We start from the raw sequence: 13,972 nt of genomic DNA, 5'->3' as shown, positions 1-13,972 counted from the left end.
ATCCGACGCAAGGCATTCGGGAATCAAGTTCCGCAACAACTGGGATCGACGATCTCGTCGTTTACCGGCTCACCAACGAGCACTTGCCGTTGGTGAGCCAACGCGGCCAACGCGTCGACGGAATACCGGGAACTCGCTGCCCGCGCAGAGAGCTTCTCGACGACAATCGAGAACCATCCTGCGAGACCGCGCTTGATCGCGATACAGGGACCGGCCCCCGATGTTCGACCAGGCACGCACAGGGGAACCGCATACGCGATCGCCGCCCGCTACGCCGCAGGAGAGATCGGCCGCGCCACGGTACGACGTGAGTCGATCGCGCGGGCATACGAGAAGCCGGGTGCCTCCAACCCCCTCCCCTATGCCAACGACGTCCCCCTATCAGGGAGGGCGGATTCAACAGCCAGGTCGGGCGGGCCCTCGACGACGGGCTCCTCGCTGATGAGGATTACGGCGCCGTGCTCGGCGCACTCGCCGACTGACCCGTGCCGACTCCTGAGCAGATCGAGTCCCGCCGTGCCTGGCTCGCACCGCGTTTCAGATCTCTCCCGTCTCGCAGGGAGCTTCGGGCGACCGTGGTGCCCAGAATCCGCGGATACCTGCGACACCGTGGGCACCATGGGTGACCGCGACCGCCAGATGATTCGGCGACATTCCTCCCAGCGCGTAGATCGGAAGCGGGCATGCACGAACGAGATCGCGGAATCGGCGCCAACCCATCGGTGGGGCGCCGGGGTGTGATTGTGTTCGCGCTACCGGGGAGAGGGTCACGAAGTCCAGACCCAGCGCGGCCGCATGGTCGAGCTCCGCAGCGTTGTGGCAGCTCGCGGCGACTGGCCGATCGGCCGGGAGCGGCCGCGTGGAGGCGGCCATCAACTGAGCGGATTTCAGATGCACCCCACACCGGTCGATGGCCCGGGCTCCGGCGATGTCGGCATTGATCATCAAATGAATGTTCCGAGCCAGTGGCCCAGCCGACACAACTTCCGCTATGTCCCGGACCTGCTGCAGCGACCACATCGGAAGCCGGAGTTGGACGATGCAAGGGAGCGCAGCCGACGCGTACACCAACCCCGTCAGCTCGTCCCACTGGTGCGGTGCAATGTCGGATGGTGTGATGCGGTACAGCGCAGGCCATGCGCCAATGCCGGACTTCACGTATGCGCCCCTCTGATCGGTGAAATCTGCGTAGGGCCTGTCGCGGATGACAACCCGATGATACGGGTGGTCGTTTTCGTCGACATCGTCGAAGACCGACTCATTCGGTTGCGTCCACGCACCCCGGTCCGGGCCGTGGGGGCCGGAATCCTCCTTTTGCTAGGAATCGCGGGCAAGCGGCGCACCCCAACGCCCGCAGTCGGTGGCTCGGGGATGTCTAGTGCCAGCAACTTTGATCCACAGGGTGCGGCGGGTGGTGTCGACGAGGGCGCGGGCGATGGCGTCGCTCGCGTACGGTTGCCAACCCTCGTGGATATCGGAGGCTGAGCGAGCGAGCTTCTTCGAGTGCTTAGTCGATTGCTGGGTACGTGACTGCGGCGGTGAGGATGGCTGCGGCCGTACCAAGGCAGAGCGGCCGGTACACCGTGTTGTCCAACTGAATGAATCGTGGTGAAGGTTCCTCCAGACCGAGGACCTTGGTGGCTGCCCGTCCTCCGGCGACGCCGCGCGCTGCAACGCCGGTGGCCAAGGCGACCCTCGCCATCGTTGCGGCCCTGCCCATCCCGCCCGCTCCGGCCACCAAAGCGGCCGCAGCCGCCGCGAGTCCAACAACGGCGAAGCAGGCTCGAGCATCAGGCATGGTGTCGCTCCCCACCACAGCATCGGCCAAGTCGGCCCGGCTGCGCAGCGGCCATGCCGAACCGAGGCCCCATGCGGTGCGGACCAATGCCGCCGCTGCGAACGCCGACGAGCCGGTGAGGCCTGCGATGCGCGCCTTCGTTCCTAGAGAACGAACGGTGACGACCGGGAGGGTAGTCATGGCGCCAACATATCCCAGACACCTTCGTAAGGACCTGCTGCCCGATCGCCAAACAGGACAGCCGTCTAGAGGCAGCCACCACGGGGCGCCCGGCAGATCGAAGTACGCTCGGTTCCCCTTTGGGATGCTGTCCGCTTCTCGCTTAAAAATTCCCGCGGGCAGCTTGTTCGCGTTCGATGGCTTCGAAGAGGGCTTTGAAGTTGCCGATGCCGAAGCCGAGCGAGCCGTGGCGTTCGATGAGTTCGAAGAACACCGTGGGGCGGTCGACGAGGGGTTTGGTGAAGATCTGCAGCAGGTAGCCGTCTTCGTCCCGGTCTACGAGGATGCCGCGTTTTTGTAGTTCTTCGATCGGGACGCGGACGTTGCCAATCCGGGCGCGCAATTCCGGGTCCTCGTAGTACGAGGAGGGGGTGGCTAGGAACTCGACGCCCTCGGCGGTGAGTTGATCGACCGCGGTGAGGATGTCATTGGTCGCCAACGCTAGATGTTGGGCGCCGGGACCACCGTAGAAGTCGAGGTATTCGTCGATCTGAGACCGCTTCTTCGCGATCGCCGGTTCGTTGAGGGGGAACTTCACCCGGTGGTTGCCGTTGGAGACGACCTTGCTCATCAACGCCGAATAGTCGGTTGCAATATCCTCGCCGACGAACTCGGCCATGTTGGTGAAGCCCATGACCCGGTTGTAGAAGTCGACCCACTGGTTCATCTGGCCGATCTCGACGTTGCCGACGATATGGTCGAGGGCCTGGAAGATCCGTTTGGGAGCGCCCTCGCGTTTACGGTGGGTCGACGTCCGGGCCACGTATCCGGGCAGGTACGGGCCCGTGTAGTTCGAGCGATCGACGAGAGTGTGGCGGGTGTCGCCGTAGGTAGCAATCGCAGCGAGGCGGACGGTGCCGTGCTCATCGGTGACGTCGTGGGGCTCGTCGAGGACGATGGCACCCTCGGTGAGGGCGTGGGCGATGCATTTGTCGACGTCGGGAACGGCGAGGGCAATGTCGACAACTCCGTCGCCGTGGCGGCGGTGGTGTTCGATCAAGCCGCTGTTCGGGTCGACGGCACCCTCGACGACGAAGCGGACGGCCCCGGATTCGAGGACGAAGCTGTGGCGGTCGCGGTTACCGGTGGTTGGTCCGGAGTAGGCGACGAGGGTCATCCCGAATGCGGATTGGAAATAATGCGCGGTCTGGGTAGCGTTGCCGACCACCCAGACGATCGCGTCCCAGCCGCTAACCGGGAAGGGGTCGCGGGTGCCGTCGTACTCGACGAGGCCGACTAGTTGCCTTAGTTGGTCGAGATCAAGATCCGCGAGGCGTTCCTTGTCGGTGAGAGTCTGTTCGATCGTCATCGCTGTCTTCCTGATTCGGGGCCGGTTGAGATTCGGGGCCTGGTTGACTTCGGACTGTTGCCGTAGTCACTACGAAAGCCGATGACGGTCACATAGGCAACCAAGCCAGCAAAAGCTAGCCGAACTGCCATCTCTAAGCGTAAATCGGCCGAATTTCTTATACAGTCAGACTAGTTGCAACCCGATGGAGAGGTTCTGGTCATGAAGGACGCAGTGCAAATGGACGAACTCGACTTCGCTCTCCTCCACGCGATGCACGCCGACCCGAAAGCGGGTGTGCTGGAACTGTCGCGACAGATCAAGGTCGCACGCGCGACCGTTCAGGCACGGGTCCGCAAACTAGAGCAGTCGGGCGTGGTCTCCGGATACGGACCACGCCTCGACATTGCCGCCGCAGGATTTGACGTGCAGGCCTTCGCCACACTGGAGACGGCGCAGGGTGCGCTGGACTCGGTGACGAACGAACTCGAATCGATTCCCGGTGTACTCGAAGCCTTCGCTACCACTGGTTCGGGCGATATTCTCTGCCGCATCGCTGCCCGTTCCCACCTCGACCTGCAGAAGACGTTGCTCGACCTGAACAAGTCGAGCGTGGTCGCTCGCTCCACCAGCGTGATGGTGCTGTCAGTCGTCGTCCCCTACCGGTCGATGCCACTGCTCAGGACCCTCGACCGCCCTCGCTCGGCGAAGGCGCCGGCCTACCGCGCCACGGCTCCCAATACGGATTAGCCGCCCGATCAACGGTTCTGCTGAACAAATCGGCTAGAAGCCCCTCGAACTTCTCATTCGGTGATGCTCATCGTGGCTACGTGTCGTCTGGCCGCTTGCGGCGCAGAGTAGCGACCGACACAGTGATCGCCGTAACAGCGCGGGGCGCCGATCGGAAGTATCGATTCCGCACTTCTGGGAATCACCGATTCCGCATGCGCCCCGGGCCCGGCAGCCGAAGACCGAAAGAAGCCATGAGAAATCTGCTCACCCGATTCGAAGAGAAGGCCCCTGAGATCGTCTTCGAGTGGCACGACACCGAGACCTCCGCACGTGGATGGACAGTGATCAACTCGCTGCGTGGTGGCGCTGCCGGCGGAGGAACCCGTATGCGTCGTGGTCTCGACCGCCGCGAGGTGGAATCGCTCGCGAAGACCATGGAGGTGAAGTTCACCGTCTCCGGTCCGGCCATCGGCGGCGCGAAGTCCGGCATCGACTTCGACCCGGCAGACCCTCGTAAGGACGAAGTGCTGCGTCGCTGGTTCAAAGCCGTGATGCCGCTGCTGAAGTCGTACTACGGCACCGGCGGCGACTTGAACATCGACGAACGGGCCGAGGTCGTACCTATCACCGAGAGCTACGGACTCTGGCATCCACAGGAAGGTGTCGTCAACGGACATTTCGCGGCCAACGATCGCGAGCGCGTGCAACGGGTCGGCCAGCTTCGACTCGGTGTGGCGAAGGTCGTCGAGGACCCGCGGTTCACACCCGACCCTCAGGCCAAGTTCACAGTGTCCGATCTCATCACCGGATGGGGCGTCGCCGAATCGGTGCGGCACTACTACCGCGTCTACGGCGGCGAACTCGCCGGCAAGCGAGTGATCATGCAGGGTTGGGGCAATGTCGGCGCCACCGCCGCCTACTACCTGGCGCAGTCGGGCGCCCGCATCGTCGGGATCATCGACCGCAACGGCGGACTGTCGAACGCGGACGGCTACGACCTGGAGCAGATCCGCGACCTGCTCCTCGCTAAGGAAGGCAACGAACTCCACCATGCCGCCGCGGTGCGATTCGAAGAGATCAACGAAACTATCTGGCGTTCCGGCGCCGAAATCTTCCTGCCCTGCGCCGCATCACGACTCGTGACGCGCGACCAGGTCGATCGATTGATAGCCGGCGGTCTCGAAGTGGTGGCGAGCGGGGCCAACGTACCCTTCGCGGACAACGAGATCTTCTACGGCCCCATTTATGAGTACGCCGACAAGAGCGTGTCCGTGGTCCCCGACTTCATCGCCAACTGCGGCATGGCTCGCGCCTTCGCACTGTTGATGGAGGGTGACATCGAGGTGTCCGACGAGTCGATCTTCGGTGACGTCTCCACGACGATCGCGAGGGCACTCGAGCGTTGCTACGCGCGGTCGACGGAACCGACCGGAATCGCAGGTACCGCCTTCGAGATCGCGCTCGATCAGCTCGTCTGACGGTCAGCGAGGGTCAGCGCCGCTCATAGACCCCGCGAATGTACGCCGCCTGCCCGATGTGCTGGAGGTCGTCCGATACGACGCTGATAAGGCGCACACCGAGAGTGACTGGAGGATCATAACTCTCATCCACAACGGCATCGAGGTCGGTCGCGCTGATCGTTTGTAGATACTCGACGGTGCGGGCATGGACTGCGTCATAGTAGCCGAGCAGCAGATCGGTCGATGATGTCACCAGTGGCACGTCCGAGGCAGGCTGCTCATAGCCGATCTCACTCGTCGGGAAGGGAAGGCCGAAGCGTTCCTCCCAGCCGGCCGAAGTCCAGACCTGCTCGGTGCCCGCGACCCCGGCGACATGATCGTCCTGTACGCGAGTGAGATGCCAAACGAGCCAGGCGATGGAATTTCCGTCCTCGTCAACGCGATAGGTGAGGGCGTCAACAGGCAGGTCGGACAGTGTCGCGTGCACCTCCTCCTGGATGCGGCCGAATGCGTCGGCCAACACAGCGCTGTGATCCACGATGATCCTTTCGTCGTCTACTCTCCGTTTCACTATGCCCTCATTCTGCGCAGCCCTGCATGTCAGGGTGAGTTGAGTCCATCGGTTCACAGCAACTCCGCCTGCAGGGCGAGATGCGGATCAACCCGACGATGACGATTTTCAGCCTGGCTGTGGCCGGGAACAATGCCCGCATGGATTCCTCGCATCCGCGATCGGACGGCCCGCGCCGGCGACACACCTTCAGCCCGGCGGACAAGCTCGCGCATCTGGCCACGTACGAGCAGGCCTGCAAGAGGAACGAGGGCGGCGGATACCTGCCCCGTGCAGGCGTGTACTCGTCGCTGATCAGCGAGTGACGCAAGCAACCCGATGCCGGCGTCCGACAGTCAAACGATAACGAACAATGACCAAACGATTACGATTCGACGTCGACCGCGAGAAACGCCATATTGATTTCCAAGACGGCTACTTCTATGCTGCACTCAGATGGGCAGATATCAGGAACGAGGAACCTCCAAGAATCACGAAATCAACCGTGAGATAACAAGAACCTGCGCCGGGGTCCTCACCCCGATGGCCGGCATCAGCAGCACATCAGGCGACTCGGCAATGTCTTCCAGCGGCGTGGTGGCGAGAACGAGTCCGTGACCGGTACGGACCGACCGCCCCATCGCGACGGGAGCGACCGTGAACGGCGACTGGCCGACGTCGGCACCCTCGTACAGAACGTTAGCCGTCGCCAGCACATCGAGCACGACACTCAGGCCTGAATCGAACACGCCGTCTACAGTCAAGACCGCCACCTTCATGACGGAAACGGTAACAAATGTGGCGCTTCCGACGCTCCACTTCAGGCACCGCACCCATAGCGTGATCAGTGAACAACTTCAGGAACCGAGCACGAGGAGGCATTGTGGCAATCGACAGAGGAATACTGGCGCTACTCGAGGCCAAGCCGGGTAAGGGCGAGGAACTCGCAGCCTTTCTCGAACAGGGGCGTGCCCTGGCGGCCGAAGAGGGCGGCACCGTCACCTGGTACGCATTCAAGCTAAGCGAGACCACGTACGGCATCTTCGACACATTCACCGACGAAGAGGGCCGCCAGGCGCACCTCACCGGACCGATCCCCGAGGCGCTGGGCAAGGTCGGTGCCGAACTGCTCGCCAAGGATCCCGACATTCGCCCGGTCGACGTGATCGCCGTCAAATAGGGCTCTGTACCTCGGGCGTCAGAAATATCTGGAATGCGATCCGCAGCTCAGCCATCGGGCTATCGATGCATTTTACACTGCAGCAGTGCATTTCAGTCGATAGATGATGCAATCGACGGCATCACCGACGAATTGTCGGCTATCGCTGCAGCAGCGGCCGATAATTGTTCTCGGACGTAAGAGGCCTCACACGATGTTGGCGAAGCATAGACTGACTATGAGCGAGGAATTCCCGCTCGCGCGGATCGCTTCGTCTACCCGAACACCTGGTCTTCGAGGTTGAAGGCTCCTTTGATACCAGGAAGGAGCCTTCTATATGCCACCGATCCCCCCGCGTGAGACCGAGAATGTCGAGCAACCGGCCCTCCGCACCTCCCGACAGTTCGACCAGTCGACGAGGACACCTCGTGCCCACCGGCCCGGTAGCGGAGAAGAGGTGAGAGGCCGCTTCTTCAATACGCCGCGCAGGGTAGCGATCGCTGGTGATTGGCACGCCAACACCGACTACGGACGACAGGTCATTTCGCACGCAGCCAAGCGGAACGCCGACGTACTCGTCCACCTCGGCGACTTCGGCTACAGCTTCAAGGACACCTATCTCGACTGTCTCGACGACGCACTCGCCACCGAAGACATGATCCTCGGATTCGTCGAGGGCAACCACGAAGACTTCGACTGGCTTCTCGCGCAACCTGTTGCCGAAGACGGATTGCGCTACTTGAGAGAGCGGATCGTGCACCTTCCACGGGGACTGCGTTGGAACTGGGGCCAGACACGCTGCCTGGCTCTGGGTGGCGCTCATTCGATCGATCGATTCCTGCGTACCGAGGGCACGTCCTGGTGGCCCCAGGAGCAGATCAGCGCCGCCGACGTCCGCGCAGCTGTCGAAGCCGGACCCGCGGATGTCATGTTCTGTCACGACTGCCCTGCCGGCATCGAGGTCCCGGGCATGGCCCGCGACCGCTACGGCTTTCCCGCGGAGGAACTCGCCGAATCGGAGGCGAACCGTGCCAGGCTGCGGTACGTCGTGGATCGGGTTCGTCCGTGTCGGTTGTGGCACGGACACTTCCACCACCGGTACCGGACGATGCTGGACGGCGCCGACTATCGAACCGTCATCGATGGGTTGGGCCGGGACAACGGCCCGATCGACAACAATATGGTGGTATTCAACCTCCGCGAGATCGGTTCCCATCCGGCGAGAGGCGGACGATAGTCGGCTCCCCGCGTCCTCAGCGGCAACACACGGCAGAGAATGTGCAGCTCACCGGACTTTCAGGCGTGTGCATGCAGTGGCTTGCCGGCAAGTGCGAGCATCGCCTCGCCGAGGGCCTCGTTCTGGCTCGGATGCGCGTGCACGTAGGGAGCGACGTCAGCGGTCAGCGCTTCCCACGCCACGGTCAATTGAGCCTCACCGATCAGTTCACTTACCCGGTCACCGACCATGTGCACACCAACGACGGGCCCGTCCGTCTCTTTGTCGCCGGCCCGCACGACCTTGATTCCGCCCGAGGTCTTCAATATCTGACTCTTACCGTTTCCAGCGAGGTCGTATACGACGGTGGTGGCGTCGCCGTACCGTTTCCTGGCGGCATCCTCACTCAGCCCGACGGACGCGAGCTCGGGGTGCGAATATGTCACCCGCGGTATGAGGTGCTCGGCAACCGGAACCGGTAGGAGACCTGCTATCTCCTCGGCGACGAAGATGCCTTGCTGAAATCCTCTATGCGCCAACTGGAATCCGGTCACGATGTCACCGACGGCGTACACCCCGTCTGAGGTTGTCCGTAGGCGCTCGTCGGTGGCGACGAAACCCCGATCGAGAGCAATGCCGTGTTCGGCGAATCCGCCGTCGCCGGTGCGCGGTCCACGCCCTACCGCCACCAACAGAACGTCTGCCTGAAGGATTTCACCGGTGCCGAGTTCAACGGCGACCCCGTCGGCTGATTCTTTCGCCGTCGCGACCTTCGTGTCCGTTCTGACGGCGATTCCCCGCCGACGAAAAGCCCGTTCGAGTTGCTTCGAACACCACGGATCCTCCGCGGGGACCAGTCGGGGAAGCGCTTCGACGACGGTCACCTCAGCCCCGAACGAAGCCCAGAGGCTGGCGAACTCGACACCGATCACTCCGCCGCCGAGAACAATCGCCTTCCTTGGCACGAATTCGAGATTCAGTGCCCGGTCGCTGGTGACGATCCGGTCACCGAGTTCGATGGCCGGGACTGTGCGGGCGTATGAGCCCGTCGCCAGCACGACGGACGTGCCGGTGTATCGGATGCCGTCGACCTCGACCGTCCGATCCCCGAGGTACCGGCCATGCCCGACGACGGTCGTCACCTCGTGATGCGCGACCAGCCCCAGCAGGCCCCTGTACAGACGCTCGACAGTATCGTTCTTATACTCGTGAACGGCGTCGAGGTCGATGCCCTCGAAGCTTGTCCGGATACCGAAGGACGCAGCCGAGCGGGCGGTGTCCGCCACCTCGGCGGAGTGCAGGAGGGCCTTGGTGGGGATGCATCCGCGGTGCAGGCAGGTTCCGCCGACCTTGTCCGACTCGATCAGCGTGACGGACAATCCGAGTTGGGCGGAGCGAAAGGCGCAGGCGTAGCCGCCCGACCCACCGCCGAGAATCAGGACATCGCTGTGTGTACGGGACATCAGAGCCTGCCCAACACTGAGATCGGGTTCTCGATGTAGTCGGCGAACAGCCTCAGGAATCCGCCGGCGACGCCGCCGTCGCAGACGCGGTGGTCGAAGCTGAGCGATACCTGGGTGACCTTCCGGACAGCCACCTGTCCGTCGACGACCCAGGGTTTGTCGATGATTCGTCCTACGCCGAGGATCGCGGCCTCCGGATGATTGATGATCGGTGTCGAGCCGTCGACGCCGAATACGCCGTAATTGTTGAGGGTGAATGTGCCCCCGGACAGACGTGCGGGAGCAAGCTTGCCCTCGCGGGCGAGGTCAGTAGTCTCCCGTAGTTGTTGTGCGAGTGCGACTGTCGTGATCGAGTCGGCATGTTCGATGACTGGGACGACCAACCCCCGCGGGGTCTGCGCGGCGATCCCCAGATGCACGTGGGCGTACTGGACGATCTCGTTGCGGTCGGTATCGACAGTGGAGTTCAACTCCGGGAACTGTTTCAGTGCGGCAACGGCCATGCGGGCGAGCAGTGCCAGCAGGCTCACCCCGGTATCGCCGAGCGCCGCGTTGATCGCACCGCGGGCGTCGAGCAACGCTGTGGCATCCACGTCGACCCACGTGGTGGCGTCCGGAATCTCCCGGCGACTGGTCGAAAGCTTGTCGGCGACAGTCTTACGCAGGCCCTTAATCGGAATCCGCTGATGGTCGGCGGGCCTCCCGGGTGCTGCGGCAAGAGCACTTTCGATGTCGGCCCGGGTGATCACGCCGGCGGAACCGGTTCCCGACAGCGTCGACAGGTCGAGACCGTTTCGGATCGCGAGATTGCGTACGACAGGCGAAATGACCCGTGACACAGCGCCGGCTGACACAGTAGCGGTGCCGTGCGATGCCGGTGCCGTCCCGCCTCCATCCGGATGAACGCGCCGGCGACGACGGCGAGTGTCTTCGCTGGTTCCGTACCCGATCAGGATGTTGCCGGATCCGGCACGTTCTTCTTCGCGGTATTGGTCGTGGACCGCGCCGCTGACTGTGATCAGTGGGGTTCCGACCTTCAGTGTCGAGCCCTCGTCGCCGTGCAGTGCGACGACGGTGCCTTCGAACGGGATCGGTACCTCGACCGCAGCCTTAGCGGTCTCGACCTCGACGACGACCTGGTCGATGGCGACGGTGTCGCCGACCTTCACCCTCCATTCGGCGATATCAGCCTCGGTCAGACCCTCACCGAGGTCGGGAAGCATGAAGACCTGGTCGCTCATGCGGTCACGGCCCAGCGCGTGTCGGCAGTGTCGTTCCACTGCAACCGTTCCACACTGTCGAGGACGCGGTCCACACTGGGCAGATGATGCCGTTCGAGTTTCGGTGGCGGGTACGGGATGTCCAACCCGCTCACCCGCAGGACCGGTGCGTGCAGGTGATGGAAACACCGTTCCTGGACACGGGCGGCGATTTCCGCCCCGACCCCGGCGAACCCCTGCGCTTCCTGAATGACGATGCACCGACCGGTCTTCCGGACCGATGCCATCACCGTCTCGTCGTCGAACGGCACGATCGAGCGTAGATCGATCACCTCGATCTCGCGCCCCTCCGCAGCGGCAACCTCGGCGGTCTCGAGCGCGACACTCACAGACGGTCCGTACGCGACGATGGTCGCGTCCCGACCCGAGCGGCGCACGGCCGCCTGCCCGATCGGCGCGCCGACCCCGAGGTCGACGTCGGCGCGGGAGAAGTACAGGCGCTTGGGTTCGAGGAAGATCACCGGGTCCGGGTCGGCAATCGCCTCACGCAGAAGTGTGTAGGCGTCCTCGACGGTGGATGGGGCGACCACCTTCAGTCCCGGGGTGTGGGCGTAGTAGGCCTCACTCGAATCGCAGTGGTGCTCCACCCCACCGATGCCACCGGCGAACGGGACGCGGATCGTGATCGGCACCGACAGGGCGCCCTTGGTGCGGTTCCTGATCTTCGCGACGTGGGAGACGATCTGCTCGAAGGCGGGGTAGGCGAACGCGTCGAATTGCATCTCCACCACCGGACGGAACCCGGCCATCGCCATGCCGATGGCAAAGCCGACGATGCCCGATTCGGCGAGGGGGGTGTCGAAGCAGCGGTCGTCGCCGAAGTCCCGGGTCAACCCGTCTGTCACGCGGAATACGCCGCCGAGCGTGCCGACGTCTTCACCGAAGACGACGACATTCTCGTCGGCGGTAAGGGCGTCCCGAAGTGCGGTATTCAGGGCCTGGGCCATGGTGATCGTGGACATGGTGTCAGTGCTCCTCGGATTCAGCGGCCAGTTCGGCTTCGACCTGCGCTTGCTGTTCGCGCAGTTGGGGGGTTTGTTCGGCGAAGACGTACCGGAACAGATCCATCGGATCGGTGGGGCGGTCGACGTTCATACCCGCGCGCAACGCCGTTGCGGCAGCCTCGGCCTCGGCAGTGAGGGCATCCGCTACGCCGTCGTCGATCAGCGCCTTCCCACGCAGATACTTCTCCAGTCGAGCCAGTGGGTCGCGCCCCAGCCAGTGCTCCACCTCCGCGTCGTCGCGATAGCGGCTGGCGTCGTCGGCGTTGGTGTGCGCGTCGATCCGATAGGTGTGGGCTTCGACGATCACAGGACCATTACCGGCGCGGACGAACCTGGCAGCCTCGTCCATCACCGCCAGCATCGCGACCGGATCATTGCCGTCCACCTGCTCGCTGCCGACGCCGTAGCCGACACCCTTGTGCGCCAGCGTGGGGGCAACGCTCTGCCTGGCGATCGGCACACTGATCGCGAAGCCGTTGTTCTGCACCAGGAATATCACCGGGGCCTTGAACACGGCAGCGAAGTTCAGTGCCTCGTGAAAATCGCCCTCGCTGGTCGCGCCGTCGCCGCAGAACACCAGAGCGATCGTGTCGCGGCCCTTACGGGTTTCGCCGTAGGCCAATCCTGTGGCATGCAGCAACTGGGTGGCTAGTGGGGTGCACTGCGGTGCGGTGCGATACCGCACGGGATCGTATCCGCAGTGCCATTCGCCGGCGAGCATGCCCAGAAGCTCGACCTGGTCGATGCCCCGTGCCGCGAGCGCCATCGAATCCCGGTAGGTGGGGAACATCCAGTCCGTCGGCCTCAGGCACATTGCCGCGGCGATCTGGCAGGCATCCTGGCCACGCGAGGATGGGTACACCGCCAACCTGCCCTGCTTCGTCAGCGCGGTGGCTTGCTGGTCGAATCGCCTGCCGAGAAACATGTTCCGATACATCTCGGCGAGGCGGTCGTCACTGGGCCTCGGGTAGCGGGCATCGCTCTCGGTCAACTCACCCGTCGCGTCGAGATACTGCACCGCGTGCTCGGCCGGAAGAAACTTCTGGTATTGCCGTGCACCCACAGGTTCCATGAGCGTCACATCTACCTCCAAATACATTGTGTTCAACAATGTTCCCAATTGATCGACTGATCGACAACTTAGAGGCGCAAGTGGAGACAAATGACTTAGAATCGGTTAATCGGTGACAAATAGTCTTGCCAATGTGCGAGAGACCACAGTAGGGATGGACAGATGGCCGGCGACACATCGCACACATACGTGTTGGACGCGATCGACCGGCGCATCATCAGAGAACTCGTCGCGGACAGCCGCATCTCGATCCGAGCTCTCGCGGAGAAGGCGCACATTTCGCGCGCGCATGCCTACATGCGGATCGGACGTCTGCAAGGCGCAGGGATCATCGAAGGCTTCACCACCCGTATCGCCCACGACAAGGCCGGGCTCGGGTCCTCCGCGTTCATCGCCCTCTCGATCAAACAGGACTCGTGGCGCGGAATCGCATCCCAACTTCGCACTCTGTCCTTTGTCGAGCACTATTCACTACTGGGCGGCGACTTCGACGTTCTGGTGCTCGTCCGTTCACCCGACAACCGCGCGCTCCGCCATGTGGTGCTCGAGCAACTGCAGAGTCTCGAAGGTGTGCTGTCCACCAGAACGTGGTTGATCTTCGAGGAGGCGAACGGGCCCGGCGCAGAATGGGTGTAGCGCCCATCCCGACACGTGCCGCCCCTTACAGCGACCCCACAATAGTGCCATTTGCTCATATGAGCATGTTCGTTGACAAACGAGCGACATGGTGG

The 13,972-nt window shown here is 63.3% G+C and carries 17 protein-coding genes; 7 read left to right on the top strand and 10 right to left on the bottom strand.

Translation table 11 applies throughout. From position 1 onward, the window contains the following. Positions 1-23 precede the first annotated feature (23 nt). Together RM2_RS24565 and RM2_RS14715 are read right to left on the bottom strand one after the other, a co-directional pair. Complete coding sequence (locus RM2_RS24565; RefSeq protein WP_169846738.1) at positions 24-236, bottom strand: hypothetical protein; 213 nt, start codon at positions 234-236, stop codon at positions 24-26. Positions 237-537: 301 nt separating this feature from the next. After that, complete coding sequence (locus RM2_RS14715; RefSeq protein WP_072690309.1) at positions 538-1,158, bottom strand: thiamine phosphate synthase; 621 nt, start codon at positions 1,156-1,158, stop codon at positions 538-540. Positions 1,159-1,215: 57 nt separating this feature from the next. On the opposite strand from RM2_RS14715, the gene RM2_RS24560 reads away from it, so the two are divergent. Then, complete coding sequence (locus tag RM2_RS24560; RefSeq protein ID WP_169846737.1) at positions 1,216-1,485, top strand: hypothetical protein; 270 nt, start codon at positions 1,216-1,218, stop codon at positions 1,483-1,485. 22 nt (positions 1,486-1,507) lie between these two features. Here RM2_RS24560 and RM2_RS14705 read toward each other — a convergent pair whose 3' ends face one another. Together RM2_RS14705 and hppD are read right to left on the bottom strand one after the other, a co-directional pair. Further along, positions 1,508-1,978, bottom strand: coding sequence for a DUF3995 domain-containing protein (locus RM2_RS14705; protein ID WP_072690307.1), 471 nt, complete (start codon positions 1,976-1,978; stop codon positions 1,508-1,510). A 142-nt stretch (positions 1,979-2,120) separates the two neighbouring features. Further along, on the bottom strand, positions 2,121-3,326 hold the full coding sequence (gene hppD, locus RM2_RS14700; protein WP_072690306.1) for a 4-hydroxyphenylpyruvate dioxygenase: 1,206 nt from the start codon (positions 3,324-3,326) through the stop codon (positions 2,121-2,123). 201 nt (positions 3,327-3,527) lie between these two features. Here hppD and RM2_RS14695 point away from each other — a divergent pair, with 201 nt between their 5' ends. Beyond that, a complete protein-coding gene (locus tag RM2_RS14695) occupies positions 3,528-4,055 on the top strand; it encodes an Lrp/AsnC family transcriptional regulator (protein ID WP_072690305.1) in 528 nt (175 codons plus the stop codon). A 233-nt stretch (positions 4,056-4,288) separates the two neighbouring features. Further along, entirely contained in the window at positions 4,289-5,515 is a 1,227-nt protein-coding gene (locus RM2_RS14690) for a Glu/Leu/Phe/Val dehydrogenase dimerization domain-containing protein (RefSeq protein WP_072690304.1), read from the top strand. Positions 5,516-5,528: 13 nt separating this feature from the next. Here the strand turns inward: RM2_RS14690 and RM2_RS14685 are convergent, their stop codons facing one another. Then, positions 5,529-6,035 carry a mycothiol transferase gene (locus RM2_RS14685; protein ID WP_084721803.1) on the bottom strand — a complete coding sequence of 169 codons (507 nt, stop codon included), beginning with the start codon at positions 6,033-6,035 and terminating at the stop codon, positions 5,529-5,531. A 131-nt stretch (positions 6,036-6,166) separates the two neighbouring features. On the opposite strand from RM2_RS14685, the gene RM2_RS14680 reads away from it, so the two are divergent. Continuing rightward, entirely contained in the window at positions 6,167-6,373 is a 207-nt protein-coding gene (locus RM2_RS14680; protein WP_139277782.1) for a hypothetical protein, read from the top strand. A gap of 165 nt (positions 6,374-6,538) precedes the next feature. Here RM2_RS14680 and RM2_RS14675 read toward each other — a convergent pair whose 3' ends face one another. Then, a complete protein-coding gene (locus tag RM2_RS14675) occupies positions 6,539-6,826 on the bottom strand; it encodes a type 1 glutamine amidotransferase family protein (protein ID WP_072690303.1) in 288 nt (95 codons plus the stop codon). A gap of 104 nt (positions 6,827-6,930) precedes the next feature. Here RM2_RS14675 and RM2_RS14670 point away from each other — a divergent pair, with 104 nt between their 5' ends. Together RM2_RS14670 and RM2_RS14665 are read left to right on the top strand one after the other, a co-directional pair. Then, complete coding sequence (locus tag RM2_RS14670; protein ID WP_072690302.1) at positions 6,931-7,227, top strand: putative quinol monooxygenase; 297 nt, start codon at positions 6,931-6,933, stop codon at positions 7,225-7,227. Positions 7,228-7,543: 316 nt separating this feature from the next. Next, entirely contained in the window at positions 7,544-8,443 is a 900-nt protein-coding gene (locus tag RM2_RS14665) for a metallophosphoesterase family protein (RefSeq protein WP_084721801.1), read from the top strand. 59 nt (positions 8,444-8,502) lie between these two features. Here the strand turns inward: RM2_RS14665 and lpdA are convergent, their stop codons facing one another. Genes lpdA through RM2_RS14645 form a run of 4 tightly spaced genes read right to left on the bottom strand, consistent with a single transcriptional unit; the run spans position 8,503 to position 13,268 of the window. Further along, on the bottom strand, positions 8,503-9,885 hold the full coding sequence (gene lpdA / locus RM2_RS14660) for a dihydrolipoyl dehydrogenase (protein ID WP_072690301.1): 1,383 nt from the start codon (positions 9,883-9,885) through the stop codon (positions 8,503-8,505). Further along, positions 9,885-11,126: a dihydrolipoamide acetyltransferase family protein gene (locus RM2_RS14655; RefSeq protein WP_072690300.1), complete on the bottom strand. Its 1,242-nt coding sequence runs from the start codon at positions 11,124-11,126 to the stop codon at positions 9,885-9,887. Before RM2_RS14655 ends, lpdA begins: the two co-directional genes overlap by 1 nt. Next, positions 11,123-12,127 (bottom strand): alpha-ketoacid dehydrogenase subunit beta, encoded by a 1,005-nt coding sequence (locus tag RM2_RS14650; RefSeq protein ID WP_072690299.1) that lies wholly within the window; start codon positions 12,125-12,127, stop codon positions 11,123-11,125. Before RM2_RS14650 ends, RM2_RS14655 begins: the two co-directional genes overlap by 4 nt. Positions 12,128-12,131: 4 nt before the next feature. Continuing rightward, positions 12,132-13,268, bottom strand: coding sequence for a thiamine pyrophosphate-dependent enzyme (locus tag RM2_RS14645; RefSeq protein WP_072690298.1), 1,137 nt, complete (start codon positions 13,266-13,268; stop codon positions 12,132-12,134). 135 nt (positions 13,269-13,403) lie between these two features. Here RM2_RS14645 and RM2_RS14640 point away from each other — a divergent pair, with 135 nt between their 5' ends. Then, positions 13,404-13,877: an Lrp/AsnC family transcriptional regulator gene (locus tag RM2_RS14640; protein WP_072690297.1), complete on the top strand. Its 474-nt coding sequence runs from the start codon at positions 13,404-13,406 to the stop codon at positions 13,875-13,877. The last annotated feature ends 95 nt before the right edge of the window (positions 13,878-13,972 follow it).

It is taken from the genome of Rhodococcus marinonascens NBRC 14363, from assembly GCF_001894885.1.
GTDB lineage: Bacteria > Actinomycetota > Actinomycetes > Mycobacteriales > Mycobacteriaceae > Rhodococcus_F > Rhodococcus_F marinonascens.
Note: the sequence above shows the minus strand (reverse complement) of the source record. Positions and strands in the feature narration are given on the sequence as shown.